21 protein-coding genes and 1 tRNA gene are annotated in these 17,570 nt (G+C 59.5%); 14 read left to right on the top strand and 8 right to left on the bottom strand.

Features of this window, described 5'->3' with window-relative positions; genetic code table 11:
- The first annotated feature begins 248 nt into the window (after positions 1-248).
- From QWI20_RS22815 to cysG, 6 genes are all read left to right on the top strand, one after another.
- Complete coding sequence (locus tag QWI20_RS22815) at positions 249-2,663, top strand: DNA translocase FtsK (protein WP_282370040.1); 2,415 nt, start codon at positions 249-251, stop codon at positions 2,661-2,663.
- Positions 2,664-2,739: 76 nt separating this feature from the next.
- Positions 2,740-3,363, top strand: a complete 624-nt coding sequence (lolA, locus tag QWI20_RS22820) for an outer membrane lipoprotein chaperone LolA (protein ID WP_282370037.1) — start codon at positions 2,740-2,742, stop codon at positions 3,361-3,363.
- 18 nt (positions 3,364-3,381) lie between these two features.
- On the top strand, positions 3,382-4,704 hold the full coding sequence (locus tag QWI20_RS22825; protein WP_369307335.1) for a replication-associated recombination protein A: 1,323 nt from the start codon (positions 3,382-3,384) through the stop codon (positions 4,702-4,704).
- Positions 4,704-5,078, top strand: coding sequence for a fluoride efflux transporter CrcB (gene crcB, locus QWI20_RS22830; protein WP_065989163.1), 375 nt, complete (start codon positions 4,704-4,706; stop codon positions 5,076-5,078). The genes QWI20_RS22825 and crcB overlap by 1 nt, the downstream gene beginning before the upstream one ends.
- Positions 5,079-5,094: 16 nt before the next feature.
- A complete protein-coding gene (gene serS / locus QWI20_RS22835) occupies positions 5,095-6,375 on the top strand; it encodes a serine--tRNA ligase (protein WP_133777214.1) in 1,281 nt (426 codons plus the stop codon).
- A complete protein-coding gene (gene cysG / locus QWI20_RS22840) occupies positions 6,376-7,770 on the top strand; it encodes a siroheme synthase CysG (protein ID WP_369307336.1) in 1,395 nt (464 codons plus the stop codon). It abuts the gene before it with no gap.
- Between the two features lie 183 nt (positions 7,771-7,953).
- Here cysG and QWI20_RS22845 read toward each other — a convergent pair whose 3' ends face one another.
- The 7 genes from QWI20_RS22845 to QWI20_RS22875 all read right to left on the bottom strand — a co-directional run bounded on the left by QWI20_RS22845 (position 7,954) and on the right by QWI20_RS22875 (position 12,224).
- Entirely contained in the window at positions 7,954-8,955 is a 1,002-nt protein-coding gene (locus QWI20_RS22845) for a glutathione S-transferase family protein (RefSeq protein WP_369307337.1), read from the bottom strand.
- Between the two features lie 97 nt (positions 8,956-9,052).
- Positions 9,053-10,054, bottom strand: coding sequence for a glycosyl transferase family protein (locus QWI20_RS22850; protein ID WP_369307338.1), 1,002 nt, complete (start codon positions 10,052-10,054; stop codon positions 9,053-9,055).
- Positions 10,051-10,386 carry a TusE/DsrC/DsvC family sulfur relay protein gene (locus QWI20_RS22855; protein WP_369307339.1) on the bottom strand — a complete coding sequence of 112 codons (336 nt, stop codon included), beginning with the start codon at positions 10,384-10,386 and terminating at the stop codon, positions 10,051-10,053. The genes QWI20_RS22850 and QWI20_RS22855 overlap by 4 nt, the downstream gene beginning before the upstream one ends.
- A complete protein-coding gene (gene tusB / locus QWI20_RS22860) occupies positions 10,383-10,682 on the bottom strand; it encodes a sulfurtransferase complex subunit TusB (RefSeq protein WP_369307340.1) in 300 nt (99 codons plus the stop codon). The genes QWI20_RS22855 and tusB overlap by 4 nt, the downstream gene beginning before the upstream one ends.
- The gene (gene tusC / locus QWI20_RS22865) at positions 10,682-11,044 is read right to left on the bottom strand and encodes a sulfurtransferase complex subunit TusC (protein ID WP_369307341.1); all 363 of its coding nucleotides are present in this window, start codon (positions 11,042-11,044) and stop codon (positions 10,682-10,684) included. The genes tusB and tusC overlap by 1 nt, the downstream gene beginning before the upstream one ends.
- A 1-nt stretch (position 11,045) precedes the next feature.
- Complete coding sequence (gene tusD / locus QWI20_RS22870) at positions 11,046-11,438, bottom strand: sulfurtransferase complex subunit TusD (protein WP_369307342.1); 393 nt, start codon at positions 11,436-11,438, stop codon at positions 11,046-11,048.
- Between the two features lie 114 nt (positions 11,439-11,552).
- Positions 11,553-12,224 carry a Bax inhibitor-1/YccA family protein gene (locus QWI20_RS22875; protein WP_369307343.1) on the bottom strand — a complete coding sequence of 224 codons (672 nt, stop codon included), beginning with the start codon at positions 12,222-12,224 and terminating at the stop codon, positions 11,553-11,555.
- A gap of 169 nt (positions 12,225-12,393) precedes the next feature.
- On the opposite strand from QWI20_RS22875, the gene QWI20_RS22880 reads away from it, so the two are divergent.
- Together QWI20_RS22880 and QWI20_RS22885 are read left to right on the top strand one after the other, a co-directional pair.
- A tRNA-Ser gene (locus QWI20_RS22880) sits at positions 12,394-12,484 on the top strand.
- A 187-nt stretch (positions 12,485-12,671) separates the two neighbouring features.
- Positions 12,672-13,484: an XRE family transcriptional regulator gene (locus QWI20_RS22885; RefSeq protein ID WP_369307344.1), complete on the top strand. Its 813-nt coding sequence runs from the start codon at positions 12,672-12,674 to the stop codon at positions 13,482-13,484.
- 250 nt (positions 13,485-13,734) lie between these two features.
- Here QWI20_RS22885 and QWI20_RS22890 read toward each other — a convergent pair whose 3' ends face one another.
- Positions 13,735-14,055: a DUF1654 domain-containing protein gene (locus QWI20_RS22890; RefSeq protein WP_369307345.1), complete on the bottom strand. Its 321-nt coding sequence runs from the start codon at positions 14,053-14,055 to the stop codon at positions 13,735-13,737.
- Between the two features lie 442 nt (positions 14,056-14,497).
- Here QWI20_RS22890 and QWI20_RS22895 point away from each other — a divergent pair, with 442 nt between their 5' ends.
- From QWI20_RS22895 to QWI20_RS22920, 6 genes are all read left to right on the top strand, one after another.
- Positions 14,498-14,698 carry a Com family DNA-binding transcriptional regulator gene (locus QWI20_RS22895; RefSeq protein ID WP_369307346.1) on the top strand — a complete coding sequence of 67 codons (201 nt, stop codon included), beginning with the start codon at positions 14,498-14,500 and terminating at the stop codon, positions 14,696-14,698.
- A complete protein-coding gene (locus QWI20_RS22900; RefSeq protein WP_369307347.1) occupies positions 14,691-15,863 on the top strand; it encodes a cellulase family glycosylhydrolase in 1,173 nt (390 codons plus the stop codon). Before QWI20_RS22895 ends, QWI20_RS22900 begins: the two co-directional genes overlap by 8 nt.
- A 277-nt stretch (positions 15,864-16,140) precedes the next feature.
- The gene (locus QWI20_RS22905) at positions 16,141-16,458 is read left to right on the top strand and encodes a phage holin, lambda family (protein ID WP_369307348.1); all 318 of its coding nucleotides are present in this window, start codon (positions 16,141-16,143) and stop codon (positions 16,456-16,458) included.
- A complete protein-coding gene (locus QWI20_RS22910; RefSeq protein WP_369307349.1) occupies positions 16,455-16,898 on the top strand; it encodes a hypothetical protein in 444 nt (147 codons plus the stop codon). The genes QWI20_RS22905 and QWI20_RS22910 overlap by 4 nt, the downstream gene beginning before the upstream one ends.
- Positions 16,858-17,046 carry a hypothetical protein gene (locus QWI20_RS22915; RefSeq protein ID WP_369307350.1) on the top strand — a complete coding sequence of 63 codons (189 nt, stop codon included), beginning with the start codon at positions 16,858-16,860 and terminating at the stop codon, positions 17,044-17,046. Before QWI20_RS22910 ends, QWI20_RS22915 begins: the two co-directional genes overlap by 41 nt.
- 69 nt (positions 17,047-17,115) lie before the next feature.
- Positions 17,116-17,541, top strand: coding sequence for a cell wall hydrolase (locus QWI20_RS22920; RefSeq protein ID WP_369307351.1), 426 nt, complete (start codon positions 17,116-17,118; stop codon positions 17,539-17,541).
- Positions 17,542-17,570 lie beyond the last annotated feature (29 nt).

Genomic DNA, 17,570 nt, shown 5'->3' on the forward strand with positions numbered 1-17,570 from the left:
TCGGCAAGCTCCGAGCCAGACTAACGTAGCGCGCGGCGTGCAAATCCGTACAATGCCGATGTTGTTTAACCTCATTTCAAGTCACCTGTCGAGTGTGCGTCATCGCAGTCGTGTTTTCCTCGGTCGTCAGGCTGACCGTCGGGCCGATCTTCAGGCCGATGTTCGGGAAAACCACTGCCATTTCGTCAAGGCAGTCGTACACAGTCAATCATCAGATGTTCGCGCTTGCGCGCAGGAATTGAAGCGTTTTGAAGAAATCCACCATAGCACCCACCCCCGTTCCGCTCTGGCGGCAGCACCTGCACTACCGGCTCAAGGAAGGTGCACTAATCGCGTTCGGCGCGCTGTGTCTGTATCTGATCATGGCGCTGCTGACCTACGATCAGGGCGATCCAGGCTGGAGCCACACAAGCAGCTCAAGCAATTCTGCCCAGGTTCAGAACGCCGCAGGCTTCGCCGGTGCGTACTCTGCCGACATCCTGTTCATGATCCTCGGCTACTTCGCCTACATCTTCCCGCTCTTGCTGGGGATCAAGGCCTATCAGGTTTTCCGCCATCGCCATGAGCCGTGGCAGTGGAGCGGCTGGCTGTTTTCCTGGCGCATGATCGGTCTGGTGTTTCTGGTGCTGGCCGGCGCGTCGCTGGCGCACTTGCACTTTCATTCGGCATCGGGCCTGCCGGGTTCTGCCGGTGGCGTGCTGGGCGAAGTGCTGGGCGATCTGGCCAAGCGCGCGCTGAATGTTCAGGGCAGCACGTTGCTGTTCATCGCCTTGTTTTTGTTCGGTCTGACCGTGTTCACCGATCTGTCCTGGTTCAAGGTCATGGACAACACCGGCAAGATCACCCTGGACCTGATCGAACTGTTCACGGGCTCGCTCAACCGCTGGTGGACCGCCCGCAACGAGCGCAAGCAGATGGTGGCTCAGCTGCGTGAAGTCGACATGCGTGTCGACGAAGTGGTCGCGCCGGTTGCCCCGGATCGACGGGAGCAGGCCAAAGCCAAGGAGCGCCTGATCGAGCGCGAACAGGCGTTGACCGAGCACATGGCCGCCCGCGAGAAGCACGTGCCCGCCGTCATTGCGCCGGCACCTCCACGGGCACCGGAGCCGAGCAAACGCGTACAGAAAGAGAAACAGGCGCCGTTGTTCGTCGACAGCGCCGTGGAAGGCACCTTGCCGCCGATCTCGATCCTCGACCCGGCTGAGAAAAAGCAGCTCAACTATTCGCCTGAATCCCTGGCAGCGGTGGGTCATCTGCTGGAGATCAAGCTCAAGGAGTTCGGCGTTGAGGTCACGGTGGATTCGATCCATCCCGGCCCGGTGATTACCCGTTACGAAATCCAGCCGGCTGCCGGCGTGAAAGTCAGCCGTATCTCGAACCTGGCGAAAGACCTGGCGCGCTCCCTGGCAGTGACCAGCGTCCGTGTGGTCGAGGTCATTCCCGGCAAGACCACCGTCGGTATTGAAATCCCCAACGAAGATCGCCAGATCGTGCGCTTCTCCGAGGTCCTGTCGACGCCGGAATACGACGACGCGAAATCGCCGGTCACCCTGGCGCTGGGTCACGACATCGGCGGCAAGCCGGTCATTACCGACCTCGCCAAGATGCCGCACCTGTTGGTCGCCGGTACCACCGGTTCCGGTAAGTCGGTGGGCGTGAACGCGATGATCCTGTCGATCCTGTTCAAGTCCGGGCCGGAAGACGCCAAGCTGATCATGATCGACCCGAAAATGCTCGAGCTGTCGATCTACGAAGGCATCCCGCATTTGCTGTGCCCGGTGGTGACCGACATGAAAGACGCCGCCAACGCCTTGCGCTGGTCGGTGGCTGAAATGGAACGCCGCTACAAACTGATGGCCAAGATGGGCGTGCGTAACCTGTCGGGCTTCAACCAGAAGGTGCGCGAAGCGGAAGAAGCCGGCACGCCGCTGTCCGACCCGCTGTACCACCGCGAAAGCATTCACGACGAAGCGCCGCTGCTGACCAAGCTGCCGACGATCGTTGTGGTGGTCGACGAGTTCGCCGACATGATGATGATCGTCGGCAAGAAGGTCGAAGAACTCATCGCGCGTATTGCCCAGAAGGCGCGTGCGGCGGGTATCCACTTGATCCTCGCGACCCAGCGACCTTCGGTGGACGTGATCACCGGCCTGATCAAGGCGAACATCCCGACGCGTATGGCGTTTCAGGTGTCGAGCAAGATCGACTCCCGGACCATCATCGATCAGGGCGGCGCCGAACAACTGCTCGGTCACGGCGACATGCTCTACATGCCGCCAGGCACCAGCCTGCCGATTCGTGTGCACGGCGCGTTCGTGTCGGACGAAGAGGTTCACCGCGTGGTCGAGGCGTGGAAGCTGCGCGGCACCCCGAACTACAACGATGACATCCTGGCCGGCGTCGAAGAGCCGGGCAGCGGCTTCGACGGTGGCGGTGGCGGCGGTGATGGCGAAGACAGCGAAAGCGATGCGCTGTACGACGAGGCGGTCAAGTTCGTGCTGGAAAGCCGTCGTGCGTCGATCTCTGCGGTGCAGCGCAAGCTGAAGATTGGCTACAACCGCGCCGCGCGCATGATCGAAACCATGGAAAACGCCGGCGTCGTGACGCCGATGAACACCAACGGCTCGCGCGAAGTGATTGCGCCAGCCCCTGTGCGTGACTGACACTTCCCGGTCACGCGTTACCGGGCATCGCCACCGCGGCGGTGCCCGGCTTCAACCACACTCAAAGAGGAATCCCATGCGTCTTATCCGCATGCTGTTGGTATCTGCACTGGCTTTTTCCGCTGTCTCGGCCCACGCCGACAGCAAGGACGTGGCGCGCCTGACCCAACTGCTGGAAAACTCGAAAACCCTGAGCGGGCGTTTCTCCCAGCTCACCCTCGACGGTGGCGGCACCCAGTTGCAGGAAACCGCCGGCGAGATGACCTTGCAGCGCCCCGGCCTGTTCTACTGGCACACCGACCCGCCGCAGGAGCAAACCATGGTGTCCGATGGCAAGAAGGTTTCCCTGTGGGACCCTGATCTGGAGCAGGTCACCATCAAGACCCTCGACCAGCGTCTGACCCAGACCCCGGCGCTGCTGCTGTCCGGCGACGTGTCGAAAATCAGCGAAAGCTTCGACATCACTGCCAAGGAAGCGGGTGGCGTGATCGACTTCGTGCTCAAGCCCAAGTCCAAGGACACCCTGTTCGACAGCCTGCGTCTGTCGTTCCGCAACGGCATGATCAACGACATGCAACTGATCGACAGCGTCGGCCAGCGCACCAATATCCTGTTCACCGGCGTCAAGGCCAACGAGCCTGTCGCGGCGAGCAAATTCCAGTTCCAGATCCCGAAAGGCGCTGACGTCATTCAGGAATAAAAGGGGTTCCCCTGTTTCATGGACCTGTTCAGCACTGAACCGATCGCGCAACCGTTGGCCGCCCGCCTGCGAGCGACCAATCTGGACGAGTACGTCGGCCAGCAGCACCTGCTCGCCCACGGCAAGCCACTGCGTGAAGCACTGGAGCAGGGCGCGCTGCATTCGATGATTTTCTGGGGACCGCCCGGCGTGGGCAAAACCACGCTGGCGCGGTTGCTGGCCAAAGTCTCCGACGCGCATTTTGAAACGGTGTCGGCGGTGCTGGCGGGGGTCAAAGAGATCCGGCAGGCCGTAGAGATCGCCAAGCAACAGGCCGGTCAGTATGGCCGCCGGACCATTCTGTTCGTCGACGAAGTGCACCGCTTCAACAAGTCGCAGCAGGATGCGTTTCTGCCCTACGTTGAAGACGGCACGCTGATTTTTATCGGCGCCACCACTGAAAACCCGTCCTTCGAACTGAACAACGCGTTGCTCTCCCGCGCCCGGGTCTATGTGCTCAAGAGCCTGGACGAAGGGGCGCTGCGTCAATTGGTCAACCGCGCGCTGACAGAAGAGCGCGGGCTGGGCAATCGGCATCTGACCCTGGGCGATGAAGCCTTCAATACGCTTCTGGCCGCAGCGGATGGCGACGGTCGGCGGATGCTCAATCTGCTGGAGAACGCGTCGGACCTGGCGGAAGACGGCAGCGAAATCGATCCCGAGTTGCTGCAAAGCCTGCTCGGCGACAGCCGTCGGCGTTTCGACAAGGGCGGCGAAGCGTTCTACGACCAGATTTCCGCGCTGCACAAATCCATTCGCGGCTCCAACCCCGACGCCGCGCTGTACTGGTTCGCGCGGATGATCGACGGCGGCTGCGATCCGCTGTATCTGGCGCGGCGCGTGGTGCGCATGGCCAGCGAGGACATCGGTAACGCCGACCCGCGCGCCTTGCCGCTGTGCATGTCGGCGTGGGATGTGCAGGAACGCCTCGGCAGTCCGGAAGGCGAGCTTGCCGTGGCCCAGGCCATCGTGTATCTGGCCTGCGCGCCGAAGAGCAACGCCGTGTACATGGGTTTCAAAATGGCCATGCGCGAAGCCACCGAGCACGGTTCGCTGGAAGTGCCGTTGCACCTGCGCAACGCGCCGACCAAGCTGATGAAACAACTCGGCTACGGCGAAGAATACCGCTACGCCCATGATGAACCGGACGCTTACGCGGCGGGTGAAGACTACTTCCCCGACGAACTCGAACCGCGCCAGTATTATCAGCCTGTGCCCCGAGGCCTTGAGCTGAAGATCGGCGAAAAACTTAAACACCTGTCGGCGCTCGACCGCGCCAGCCCTCGGCAACGGAGAAAATAGTGATTCAGTTGATTCTTGCCGTGTCCGCCGGTGGCGTGGCTGGTACATTACTGCGTTTCGCGACGGCTAACGTGGTCGCTGCGAACTGGCCGCGCTATTTCTACACAGCAACGCTTGCCGTGAATCTGGTGGGCTGCCTGCTGATCGGTCTGCTCTACGGTCTGTTTCTGATTCGCCCGGAAGTGCCGATCGAGCTGCGCGCCGGTTTGATGGTTGGATTCCTCGGTGGTCTGACGACGTTTTCGTCTTTCTCACTGGACACGATTCGCCTGCTTGAAAGCGGCCAGGCTCCTCTGGCCATTGGTTACGCCCTCATCAGCGTACTGGGCGGGCTGCTCGCGACATGGGCTGGCCTGTCTTTGACCCGAATTTAATATACGAGAGACCGATATGCTCGACTCCAAACTGCTGCGTACTCAACTTCAGGACGTAGCGGATCGCCTGGCTTCCCGTGGCTTCACACTGGACGTGGCCCGCATCGAAGCGCTGGAAGCCCAGCGCAAGACGGTGCAGACCCGCACCGAACAGCTTCAGGCCGAGCGTAACGCCCGTTCCAAATCCATCGGCCAGGCCAAGCAACGCGGCGAAGACATCGCGCCGCTGATGGCCGACATCGACCGCATGGCCGAAGAGCTGAGCACCGGCAAGAAAGAGCTGGACGCCATTCAGTCTGAACTCGATGCCATGGCCCTGAGCATGCCGAACCTGCCCCACGAATCCGTGCCTGTGGGCGCTGATGAAGAAGAGAACGTCGAAGTGCGCACATGGGGCACGCCGGCGTCGTTCGATTTCGCGGTTCAGGACCACGTTGCCCTGGGCGAGAAGTTCGGCTGGCTGGATTTCGAAACTGCCGCCAAGCTGTCCGGCGCCCGTTTCGCGTTGTTGCGTGGCCCTATTGCGCGCCTGCACCGTGCGCTCGCGCAGTTCATGATCACGCTGCACATCAACGAGCATGGTTACGAAGAGACCTACACGCCGTATCTGGTCCAGGCGCCTGCGTTGCAGGGCACCGGCCAGCTGCCGAAATTCGAAGAAGACCTGTTCAAGATCTCCCGCGAAGGCGAGGCCGATCTGTACCTGATCCCGACCGCCGAAGTGTCGCTGACCAACATTGTCTCCGGCGAAATCATCGACGCCAAGCAGCTGCCGTTGAAATTCGTCGCCCATACCCCGTGCTTCCGCAGCGAAGCCGGCGCGTCGGGCCGTGATACCCGCGGCATGATCCGTCAGCACCAGTTCGACAAGGTCGAGATGGTGCAGATCGTCGAGCCGGAAAAATCCATGGAAGCACTGGAAAGCCTGACCGGTCATGCCGAGCGCGTTCTGCAATTGCTCGAATTGCCGTACCGCGTACTGGCGCTGTGCACCGGCGACATGGGTTTCAGCGCAGTGAAAACTTACGACCTGGAAGTGTGGATTCCGAGTCAGGACAAATACCGTGAAATCTCGTCGTGCTCCAACTGCGGCGACTTCCAGGCGCGTCGCATGCAGGCCCGCTGGCGCAACCCTGAAACCGGCAAGCCGGAACTGGTTCATACGCTGAACGGTTCGGGTCTCGCGGTGGGTCGCACGCTCGTGGCGGTGCTGGAAAACTACCAGCAGGCCGACGGCTCGATCCGCGTGCCGGACGTCCTCAAGCCATGGATGGGTGGCATCGAGGTGATCGGCTAAATGGAATTTCTGCCGCTGTTCCATAACCTTCGGGGCGCTCGGGTGCTGGTGGTGGGCGGTGGCGAGATTGCCTTGCGCAAGTCTCGCCTGCTGGCTGATTCCGGGGCGGTGCTGCGCGTGGTTGCCCCCGAGATCGGCCCGGAGGTGCGCGAGCTGATCGAGCGCAGCGGCGGCGAAGAGATTCTGCGCGGCTACACCGAGTCGGACCTCAACGGTTGCGTGCTGATTATCGCTGCCACCGACGACGAACCGCTTAATGCGCAGGTGTCGGCCGATGCCCGCCAGCGCGGTGTGCCGGTCAACGTGGTGGATGCGCCTGCGCTGTGCAGCGTGATCTTCCCGGCCATTGTTGATCGGTCGCCGCTGGTGATTGCGGTGTCCAGCGGTGGCGATGCGCCGGTGCTGGCACGGCTGATTCGCGCCAAGCTGGAAACCTGGATTCCGCCCACGTACGGGCATCTGGCCGGTCTGGCCGCACGCTTCCGGCATCAGGTGAAAGGCTTGTTCCCGAATGTTCAGCAGCGTCGGGCGTTCTGGGAGGATGTATTTCAGGGGCCCATTGCTGACCGGCAACTGGCGGGGCAGGGCGCCGAAGCCGAGCGGCTGTTGCAGGCAAAGATTGACGGCGATGCGCCGGCCACCACCGGCGAGGTGTACCTCGTGGGCGCGGGGCCGGGTGATCCTGATCTGCTGACCTTCCGCGCGCTGCGTTTGATGCAGCAGGCGGATGTCGTTCTGTACGACCGTCTGGTAGCACCGGCGATTCTGGATCTGTGCCGCCGTGACGCTGACCGCGTCTACGTGGGCAAGCAGCGCGCCGATCACGCCTTGCCCCAGGATCAGATCAACCAGCAACTGGTGGATCTGGCCAAGCAGGGCAAACGCGTGGTGCGACTGAAGGGCGGTGATCCGTTCATCTTCGGCCGTGGCGGTGAAGAGATCGAAGAACTGGCGGCCCACGGCATTCCCTTCCAGGTCGTGCCGGGCATTACGGCGGCCAGTGGTTGCGCGGCCTATGCCGGTATTCCGCTGACCCATCGCGATCACGCGCAGTCCGTGCGTTTCGTGACCGGGCACCTTAAGAACGGCTCTACCGATCTGCCATGGAAAGACCTGGTGTCACCATCGCAGACCTTGGTGCTCTACATGGGCCTGATCGGACTGCCGGTCATTTGCGACCAGTTGATCAAGCACGGCCGTTCGGCCGACACCCCTGCTGCGCTCATTCAACAGGGCACCACCGTCAACCAGCGCGTCTTCACCGGCACGCTGGCCAATCTGCCGCAACTGGTGGCGGAGCATGAGGTTCATGCGCCGACCCTGGTGATTGTGGGCGAAGTGGTGAAGTTGCGGGAAAAATTGGCGTGGTTCGAAGGGGCGCAGGCGAGCGTTTGATCACGACATGCGCCTGCCTGGCTTCGCGAGAGCTACACAATTCTTGTGGGAGTGAGCTTGCTCACGAAGACTGCCTTCCAGCCGCTGAAAATTTTGCGGATGCTCTGGCCTATTCGCGAGCAAGCTCGCTCCCACAATGATCATGCACCGGGTGATGGGTTTCAGGTCTTAAACTGAAACCCATCAGTCGTTCTGCAAGATCCCTTTTCCGCTCAAACGCCCGCGATCATGCTCGCCGCTAAAGTCTTGCTGCGGGCCTTTTGGCACGATGCCGGTCGGGTTGATGGTGGCGTGGCTCGCGTAGTAGTGATGCTTGATGTGCACGAAATCCACTGTCTCAGCTACGCCCGGCAGCTGGTACATCTCGCGCACCCAGTTGCTCAGGTTCGGGTAGTCGGCAATGCGCCGCAGGTTGCACTTGAAGTGCCCGTGGTACACCGCGTCAAAGCGAATCAGCGTGGTGAACAGGCGCACGTCCGCTTCGGTCAGGTATTCACCCGTCAAGTAGCGTTTCTCGCTGAGCAGTGTTTCCAGGGAATCGAGCTCGGCAAACACTTCATCGAAGGCCTCTTCGTACGCACCTTGTGACGTCGCGAAGCCTGCGCGATAGACACCGTTGTTCACGGCCGGGTAAATACGGTCGTTCAGCCGGTCGATCTCGTCGCGCAGCGGCTCCGGATACAGATCCAGGTGATTGCCGGTCAGATCGTCGAACGCCGAATTGAACATCCGGATGATTTCCGATGATTCATTGCTGACGATGCGATTCAGTTGTTTGTCCCATAGCACCGGCACAGTAACGCGACCGGTGTAATCGGCGGTGTCGGCGAGGTAGCGCTGGTACATGAACGTATGGCCATCCAGCGCGTCGCCGGTAGACCCTTTCTGCTTGTCGAACGTCCAGCCGTTTTCGCGCATCAGCCAACTGACCACGGAGACGTCGATCAAACTTTCCAGGCCCTTGAGCTTACGGACGATCAGCGTCCGATGGGCCCACGGGCAGGCCAGGGAAACGTACAAATGGTAGCGACCGGCTTCCGCCTTGAAGCCGCCTTCACCGGACGGGCCGGGCCGACCATCGCTGGTAACCCAGTTCCGGCGCTTGGCTTGCTCGCGCTGAAAAGCGCCGTCTTTGCTGCTTTCGTACCACTGGTCTTGCCAGCGTCCTTCAACGAGAAGGCCCATGTCTGACTCCAAATTGAGCTGTACCGAAGTACGTTGGAGATCAGTCTAAAGGCAATCGTTCGAACGAATAACGCAAAGACTGGGGGGTAGCTATCGGCTAAATCGATCTGTTCCGGTTTGCCCAATACTGATCTGCCTGAGCGAAGGCTTCATCCCGCGGCATCCCGAGGCCCCGCAGTGCCAGCGCCATCGTCGCGATCAGCGCCAGTTGCGGGTAGCTGTCCTCGATGTCGCCTTTCCAGATCGCGACCAGATGCTGCGGGTCGAGGGTGGCCGGCTTCACGTGGCGACGGTCCGACAATGCCGGCCATTCCTCGTCCCACGGCTGGCCGTTAGTCGTGCCATACAAGTGGCTGATGGTGTCGGGATTAATCTCGACTTCACCGCCGTCGCCCTTGATCACAATGGCGTGGTCGCCGAGCAGGCTGCTGGCATCGCGATGCACGCCCTGATAGCCCGGATGGAAAATACTCTGCAGCCCGCACCGAGCGCCCAGCGGATTAAGAATGCGCGCCAGCGAGTGGATCGGCGAGCGCAGCCCCAACGTGTTGCGCAGATCAATCATTCGCTGCAGCTGTGGCGCCCAGTCGCCGAGGGGGAAGAACGCAATGTTCTGCTGCTCCAGCGCTTCACCCACCGCTTGCCAGTTGCGACACAGCGGAATGCCCAACAGCTCCAGCAACTGCTCGCTGTACAGACGGCCGGCGGTGTGGGCGCCGCCGCCGTGCATCAATACGCGCACGCCATTCTGTGCCAGGCACTTGGCCGCCAGCAGGTACCACGGCAGATGGCGCTTCTTGCCGGCATACGTCGGCCAGTCGATATCGACCGTCAGTTCCGGCGCATGCAGACGCTCGCGCACCGCTTCGGTGAAGCCTGCGAGCTCATCCGGGCTCTCTTCCTTGTGCCGCAGCAGCATCAGAAAAGCACCGAGCTGGGTGTCTTCGACTTTTTCATCGAGCACCATGCCCATGGCTTCCCGGGCTTCGGCGCGCGTCATGTTGCGCGCGCCACGCTTGCCCTTGCCGAGAATACGAACGAAGGGCGCGAACGGATGCTCGGCAGGGGTTTCGGTGACGAGGGAGGCGAAGTCAGTCATAGGCAATTGGTCGGCTTGGGCAGGCCCGCCAGCTTGGCGGCAAGTTTGGCGGGAGTGCCATTGAACAGACGATTCAGGTGCAAGCTGTTGCCCTTGTCGGCGCCCAGTTTCAGCGCGGTGTACTTGACCAGTGGCCGTGTGGCCGGGGACAGCTGAAATTCTGCGTAGAACGCACGCAGCAGTTCGAGAATTTCCCAGTGATCGGGAGTAAGGGCGATGTCTTCTTCAAGGGCCAGGGCTTCGGCGACGTCATTGGACCAGTCGTGGATGTTCTCAAGATAGCCGTCTTTGTCCAGCGCGATGCTGTGCCCGTCGACGATGAGCTGTTTCATAGCCACGTATTGACCTTGTTGTATTGCACCGAGAGCGCGACGAAGCCGGCATAGTCGACGCCATGCGCCCAGTCAGGCAGCGCGATGTTTCGAGCGGTGGCGTCTTCATCGAGCACGAACAGCTTCAGGCTGTCGGTTTTCGCGCTCAGTGCCTCGGCGGCAGCGGTTTCTTCGCGCAGCGCATAGGTCGCGTCGCCGCACAACAGGATCGCGTCTTGACTGCCTAGCACGCGCAGGCAACTGCTGAGGCGCGAGTCGGTAAAAGGTGAGTGAGAGAGTACGTGCAGGGTAGCCATCAGATCGTGATCACCTGGTCGTAACGGTCAATGAGCGCAGTGATTTGCGGGTCATCCAGTACCTGAAGGGGTTCGACGCTCAAGCCGGTTGGCTGCATCCCACGCTGGTTCAGGCTAGTGCCGCAGGCGAACAGATCTTCCACACCGAACATCGACAACGCTTGCAGGTTGGCGCTCAGGTCTTTCTGCTGCACCTGGCTGGCGTTCTGCGCCGTCGCCAACTGAAACACGCCGTCGTCCATGAACAGCATAGCGACCGGCAGATCGAACGCGCCGCCGGCCAAGGCAATGTCCAATGCCTCGCGGGCATCCGGACCAGACCAGGGTGCCTGACGGCTGATGATCAACAATGACTTTGCCATTTCACGGCCCCCCAAAACAGATCAAACGATCGGCTGCCTGCACGGCGTCGTGCAACTGACCCAGCCCCGACAATTCCCAGGGTGCCGGCAGGTTCGCCGCAGGTCGCGAATAACGCTCTGTTTCCTCAGCATTCAATACGCCCCGGCGCAGGGCCGCTGCGATGCAGACCACGCCATCAAGCTGGTGGGTAGTGACGAAATCACGCCATTGCGCGGCGGTGTCCGCCTCGTCCTGAGGCGACACGACATTGCCGGACGCGCTGTGTACGCCGTCCTGATAGAAGAACAGACGGACGATTTCATGGCCCTGCGCCAACGCGGCTTTGGCGAACAGCAACGCACGTCGGGAGGAGGGCGCGTGGGCGGGCGAGTGCAGGGCGATGGCGAACTTCATGGGCGGCTCGGTGGGGCGCTGGCAGGGAACATGGGCGCAATGATAAAGAATTCATGAACGCCGGACAGCAAAAAGCCCGCCGAAGCGGGCTTTTTGTTGAAGCGGGCAAACTGATCAGTCTTTGCTGCCCATGATGCCGAAGATCTGCAACAGGCTGATGAACAGGTTGTAGATCGATACATACAGGCTGATGGTCGCCATGATGTAGTTGCGCTCACCGCCGTGGATGATCGCGCTGGTCTGGAACAGAATACAGACCGACGAGAACAGCACGAAGCCAGCGCTGATCGCCAGTTGCAGGCCGCTGATCTGGAAGAACATGCTGGCCACAACGGCACCGAGCAACACGAAGAAGCCTGCGGTGATGAAGCCGCCGAGGAAGCTCATGTCCTTGCGGGTGATCAGCACGTAGGCCGACAGACCACCGAAGACCAGCGCCGTCATGGCGAACGCGGAAGCAACGACTCCAGCGCCGCCCTGCATGCCGATGTAACGGTTGAGGATCGGGCCGAGGATGAATCCCATGAAGCCCGTCAGCGCGAACGCCGAGACCAGACCCCACGCCGAATCGCGCAATTTGTTGGTGAGGAAGAACAGACCGTAGAAGCCGATCAGCACGACGAAGACATTCGGGTAACGCACGTTCATCTGTTGGGCAACGAACGCCATGACGCCGCTGAAGGCGAGGGTGAGGGCCAGAAGGCCGTAAGTGTTGCGCAGGACGCGGCTAACCTCTAGCTGCTCGACCTGCACGCGGTTGTTGACTGCGTAATCCTGTTCGCGCATGGCGCTACTCCTGATGGTGAAAACGAAGGGTTTGAAACCTCAAGTTGCAAAGATCATAACAGAGGCGGGGCAGCGCGCTAGCCGGAGAGTTTGACAGCTTGTTTCATTACGGTATTATGGCGCCCGCAAAGCGACGGAGGGGTGAAAAACCTTCGCCGCCAAATGCTTCGGGGAATTGGCAGAGTGGTTGAATGCACCGGTCTTGAAAACCGGCGAACGTTAATAGCGTTTCTAGGGTTCGAATCCCTAGTTCCCCGCCAAACACAGTAAAAAGCCCTGCATATGCGGGGCTTTTTTCGTTTTCGGGGTCTGGTTTTCGCTGGGCTGCACTTGATCTTCATCTTTCGGATCATCCTGCCCGGCTTGCGTGAAAATTAGCAAGCGCTAATCATGTGGCTGATAGCAGGCCGTAATTTACTGTATGCTAACCGGAAGCGATGATGGGACATGGACATTAACAAGCTTAGAGCTGACGCCCTGAAAGCCCTGATGGCCGGGGCCTCCCAGAAAGATTTCGCCAATCGGCACGGCCTTGATGCGTCGTATCTGTCCCAGATTCTTAACGGGCACAGAAATCTCGGCGAGAAAGCTGCTGCGAATTTGGAAGAGAAGATTGGCCTTCCTTCGGGAAGCCTGGTCAGCCCTGCTGCGTCCGAGACTTCCGCGACAGCAGTGAAGGCCGGGCTTTCGGCACTGGAACAGCTCAAGCAGTCCCTCGCCAAGGTGAAAGGCTTTTCAAATGAGGCGCGGGACCGGATTGTGGCGGCGGCTGCCGACCCGGATGACCAGAGCACAGAAGTGCTTCCGGCCAATTACGCCGCGCTTCGTCCTACCCAGGAAGAGATTGTCATTCGCCAGTACGACATACGTGCAGCGATGGGTCACGGACAGGTGCCGCCTGATTACAATGAGGTAGTGCGCAACTTGGTTGTCAGGGAAGAAATTCTTCGCGAAAAAGGTGTGACATACACCTCGAAGACAGCTCTGGCCATGATCAGTGGCTGGGGTCAAAGCATGGAAGGAACCATCAACGATAAAGACCTGGTGATCGTCGACAAAGGCGTACAGGAGTTCATTGGAGAGGGGATCTACGTGCTGACTTGGCACCAGGAGCTCTATATCAAACGCGTGATGCGACTGGACGAAGAGAATTACAGGCTCATTTCAGACAATCAGCATTACGAGAACCAGACGGCGAGGATCGACGACGTGACGATCCATGCGAAGGTTTTATTGATTTGGAATGCCAGGAAGGCCTAGCCCATTGCACAAAATGACACTGATGCGGCGGCGACTCATACCGAGGGTGGCGAGCTGGTATGTGGCACCCGGGCTATGAAGAAGTGGTTTGAATACTTGCTCGGTAGAGGCCAAGTCTCGGTATCTGCAATGAATTTATTTAACAGAAATACAGGCTTGATGTGCTGGAGCTGCTGCTGGTCCTGGCAAGCTGCAGAAAGTGAAGTTGATGGTCGTGAAGCCCGCCAATCAAGCGGGCTTTTTTGTGCACTCAGAAAGGCGCGGCTTCCTCCAGTGCTTCGAATTCGTCCCGCACTTGGACGCGGGGATCGTCATCTGACGGCGCTTCCCACTTCAGCGTGACCGAACTGTCTTCATCATTGAAAACCATCTCTATTCCATCCACTTCCGCAATAGCCCCCATCACTTCGTCCCACTCTCGCTCGCCGTCGGTGTCCAGCTTATGGATCGTGACCCACATCTGATCCTGAGCGATGGGGTGGTTGATCATGCTCGCGACCCTTAGGTTCAGGCGCTCAAGGCCGGACATGGGCTCGCGCTCTTGAGGCTTGTTCTTCTCTGGCAGGGACATCAGTTTCTCCTTGATTACTGTATATGCGTACAGCTTTCGTAAGCATAACGACAGTCAGCTGTTTGCAAAACCCCTGTCAGAAATATCGACCTGCCTCGAGAGACAAGCACCCATTACAGGTACGTAAATAATTTAGCGCTAGCTATTGACGGCACATTTAGCGTTTGCTAATTTGAATCTATCGCAGCGACATACCGCAGCGGTACATGACTGGTGAAGCCGCCAGATAGCCAGGGACCAGCGAAGTGGTCTCCCAGCCCCGACAAGGGACCGACTGGATCAAAGCTCTTTAAGCAGAACGGAATCACCGATTTCACTGGCTTGCCTTGGCAGCAGGGCCAGACGGGAAATCAACGTAGCAGCGCAATGTGCAACCAAGCCAAGGCCTTTATTCCTGGAGTGATCGGGGCGGAGCCTGGCAGAGACCAAAAGGCTTTGCAGAATGTTGAAAGATTGCAGATGTGGAAAGTGCAAAAGACTTCTCGCCCGTATCGGTGAGATGACGGAGCTCCAGATCAAATGTTCCCGATGCGGGACGTTGAATCATGTGAGGGCCTCGGGCCCCGAGCTATCGCCTGTGAGCGACATGAGTGCGGAAGTCTCCGCCCACAATCATTCGACTCAAGGTAATCAAAATGTCTAATAGCAGCTCAGTCATTCCCCAGCTCAAAAACATTCCTCTGGTAGGGATCAACCTGGGCTCGGTCGCCAATGCTGGTCAAATCCTTCCAGGTTCGGCCGGTACTCATTATCAATGGCCCAATAAGGACACCATCAACCACTGGGTCAAGGATCTGGGCGTACGCCTGATTCGGTTTCCTTTCGAACTTCAGCGTGCGATTCAGCTATCGACGATAGACGGTCTGCCTGGCCAAGGCGCAAACCTCAATCAGGCGTTCATCGATCAGTGGCAGATCATGCTCAAACTGATCAGAGAGGCGTCGAATGGTGAGGCTCGAATTATTCCCGATCCGCATCACTACATGCGCCTGCATCGCTACCAGACCGATGCGAACGGCCAGCTGACCGGCGCGCTTTACCCGAGCGATCAGGCGGGTAACCAAGACGGTTGGAAGGTTACGGAGCAGGTTCTGATCCAGGATGGTAACTCCGTCGGTGGTGGCTCTTGGAGTGCGGTCCACTTGGCGAACTTCCACCAGAAGTTGGTTGTTGCATGCGACGACCCCATGGTTCTTGGTTGGGGTCTGGGTAATGAGCCGTACTCAAATGGTGATACCGGCGCGAAGGACTACATCACCCCGACTGACCTGGAGACCCTGTACATCAGCACGATGAACACCGTTCTTAAAGCGCTACGCAACAGCTCCAAAAAGCCAGTCTTCATCTGTGGCTTGCAATACGCGAGTGCCAAGGACTGGGCGGGTGTCTCGGCGAATCTACAGTCGAAGATTGTGGATCCGGCGAATTCTATCGTGTGGGAAGCGCACGCCTATGCTGACGTCGATGGCGGCTCGAGCGGTGCCTACAACAGCGATAACACCCAAATCTCGCCAACAGCGCTGCGCGACCAAATCGTGGGTCCGTTTCTGACTTACGCCAAAGCCAACAAGATGGCAGCATTCATCGGTGAGACTGGCATTCCTCCAACGGATGCTGGCCGTACCGCGCTGAAGAATCTGCTCGACAAAGCCAAGGCTGAGAAAATTCCTGTCACCCTATGGGTCGCGGGCCCGGGAACTGACGGCGAGAAGATGAGCCTCGAAGCGAGTAACCATGCGGCAACGGTTACGATGGTGAAGCCATACTTTGCTGAGCGCATCACTCAGTGGGGTTACGCGCAAGCGTAGGTCTGGCTGGCAGAGCGTGAGCCTCCCATTTCGAGGGGGGGCTCCTGCCCATTCTTTCAGTGACCGCGTGTGTGAACACTCGATCCGGAACGGTACATAACAGCACCTGCGCTGCTCTGACGGGCAGCGTGGGGGGCATGCGCTTATTCAGAGCCTCGGCATTTGCCGGGGCTTTTTCGTATTCAGCCCTGCCACATTCACCGCTCCGTGCGGGGATTGCTGGGGGGTTTACCCATTCCCCGAGCCCGAGAGGGCGGACTCTCGGAGGTCGACGAAGATGCCAGAAAAAACACCTGACTTCTGGGCCCACGTCTGGCTGATCATCACGACGCCGCTCTGGCAAGGAGCGATCATGGCCGCAACCATTTCTCTATTGCGCGTGGTCTATGAAGGCAAAGAAGCCAACAAATGGCGCGTTATGCTTGAGGCGCTGATCTGTGGTGCATTGAGCCTGTCAGCCAGCAGCGTCATCGAATGGATGGCCTGGCCGTCGAGCCTGTCCGTTGCCGCCGGCGGCACCATCGGGTTCATCGGCGTGACCGCGATCCGCGAGCTGATTATCAGGTTCCTCGGACGCAAGGCGGACTCGCTATGAGCCTCGAACCAGTCGCCGTAGTAGCCAGGGTCGGCTCTACATTTCGGGCCATTGCGGTCGTCATCGTCATCGTCATCGTCATCGTCATCGTCATGGGCCTGTTGATTGCTATCCAGCAGATCCGCGTGGTCACGTTGCAAGGGGCCATCAGTGTCGAGGCCAAAGCCAAACAGGAAGCCGTCGACGCCAATAAGGAAAGCCAGGCCACGATCACCACGCTGCGCGCTGAAGCACAGCGTAACGCCGACTACACCGCCGACCTGAACAAGCGCATCAGGGCCAGTGAAGACAAAGCCAAGAAGGCGAGGAAGGAGTTCGATGACCTCAAGCGCGCCAGTAAACCTGTTCGTGATTGGGCTGCTCAGCCTTTGCCTGACGGCCTGCGCGGCAAGGTCGCCAGTGTCAACAAAGACCACAGTCATAAGGCTGCAAGCCCCTGAGCTGATTCCGTGCGAGCGGATCAATGCGGACGATACCGATCTGCGTGACAACGGCGACGTATGGGAGCTGAAGGATCAGGCCATCAAGCTGCTCGACACATGCGCCGACCAGGTCGATGCGCAGATCGTTCGAAGCAGGAATAAGTAAGCCCGTTTTATTGGAGGTGCGTCGAGTCTGGAGGCACCCATGAGCGGATTTTTTGCCTGGAGAATAGTCATGACCGTGACTGATAAAGATCGCAATGTTCTCGCTCTCACGCTGTACGGCGAAGCTCGTGGGGAAGGGCTTGCCGGAATGGTTGCCGTGGCCTGGACGATCCGCAACCGCGTGAACGATGGACAGGATAAGTCATGGTGGGGCGAGGGCTATGCCGGGGTATGTCAGAAGCCCTATCAGTTCAGTTGCTGGAACAAGGGCGACCCGAACTATCCGTTCCTGAGCGGCGCGCGACAGATCCCGCTCCGCGAGTTGGCGCAATGCCAAATCGCTGCTGACCAAGTGATCGACGGGAAGGTGCCAGACCCCACCGGTGGTGCCACTCATTACTACGCGACCACTCTGTCGAAGGCGCCGGAGTGGGCTGCCAGGGCCAAGTGGATTCTGAAACTCGGTAACCACATGTTTTTCAAAGACGTTCCGTGATCTGCGGCACAGTCATCAGCAAGTCGTCG

The organism is Pseudomonas sp. W2-17, assembly GCF_041060445.1.
In the GTDB taxonomy this organism is placed as follows: domain Bacteria; phylum Pseudomonadota; class Gammaproteobacteria; order Pseudomonadales; family Pseudomonadaceae; genus Aquipseudomonas.

Coding starts and splice junctions, on each gene's coding strand:
- lolA (WP_282370037.1), top strand. CDS start 2,740: ATGCGTCTTATCCGCATGCTGTTGGTATCTGCACTGGCTTTTTCCGCT.
- QWI20_RS22825 (WP_369307335.1), top strand. CDS start 3,382: ATGGACCTGTTCAGCACTGAACCGATCGCGCAACCGTTGGCCGCCCGC.
- serS (WP_133777214.1), top strand. CDS start 5,095: ATGCTCGACTCCAAACTGCTGCGTACTCAACTTCAGGACGTAGCGGAT.
- cysG (WP_369307336.1), top strand. CDS start 6,376: ATGGAATTTCTGCCGCTGTTCCATAACCTTCGGGGCGCTCGGGTGCTG.
- QWI20_RS22845 (WP_369307337.1), bottom strand. CDS start 8,955: ATGGGCCTTCTCGTTGAAGGACGCTGGCAAGACCAGTGGTACGAAAGC.
- QWI20_RS22850 (WP_369307338.1), bottom strand. CDS start 10,054: ATGACTGACTTCGCCTCCCTCGTCACCGAAACCCCTGCCGAGCATCCG.
- QWI20_RS22855 (WP_369307339.1), bottom strand. CDS start 10,386: ATGAAACAGCTCATCGTCGACGGGCACAGCATCGCGCTGGACAAAGAC.
- tusB (WP_369307340.1), bottom strand. CDS start 10,682: ATGGCTACCCTGCACGTACTCTCTCACTCACCTTTTACCGACTCGCGC.
- tusC (WP_369307341.1), bottom strand. CDS start 11,044: ATGGCAAAGTCATTGTTGATCATCAGCCGTCAGGCACCCTGGTCTGGT.
- tusD (WP_369307342.1), bottom strand. CDS start 11,438: ATGAAGTTCGCCATCGCCCTGCACTCGCCCGCCCACGCGCCCTCCTCC.
- QWI20_RS22875 (WP_369307343.1), bottom strand. CDS start 12,224: ATGCGCGAACAGGATTACGCAGTCAACAACCGCGTGCAGGTCGAGCAG.
- QWI20_RS22885 (WP_369307344.1), top strand. CDS start 12,672: ATGGACATTAACAAGCTTAGAGCTGACGCCCTGAAAGCCCTGATGGCC.
- QWI20_RS22890 (WP_369307345.1), bottom strand. CDS start 14,055: ATGTCCCTGCCAGAGAAGAACAAGCCTCAAGAGCGCGAGCCCATGTCC.
- QWI20_RS22895 (WP_369307346.1), top strand. CDS start 14,498: ATGTTGAAAGATTGCAGATGTGGAAAGTGCAAAAGACTTCTCGCCCGT.
- QWI20_RS22900 (WP_369307347.1), top strand. CDS start 14,691: ATGTCTAATAGCAGCTCAGTCATTCCCCAGCTCAAAAACATTCCTCTG.
- QWI20_RS22905 (WP_369307348.1), top strand. CDS start 16,141: ATGCCAGAAAAAACACCTGACTTCTGGGCCCACGTCTGGCTGATCATC.
- QWI20_RS22910 (WP_369307349.1), top strand. CDS start 16,455: ATGAGCCTCGAACCAGTCGCCGTAGTAGCCAGGGTCGGCTCTACATTT.
- QWI20_RS22920 (WP_369307351.1), top strand. CDS start 17,116: ATGACCGTGACTGATAAAGATCGCAATGTTCTCGCTCTCACGCTGTAC.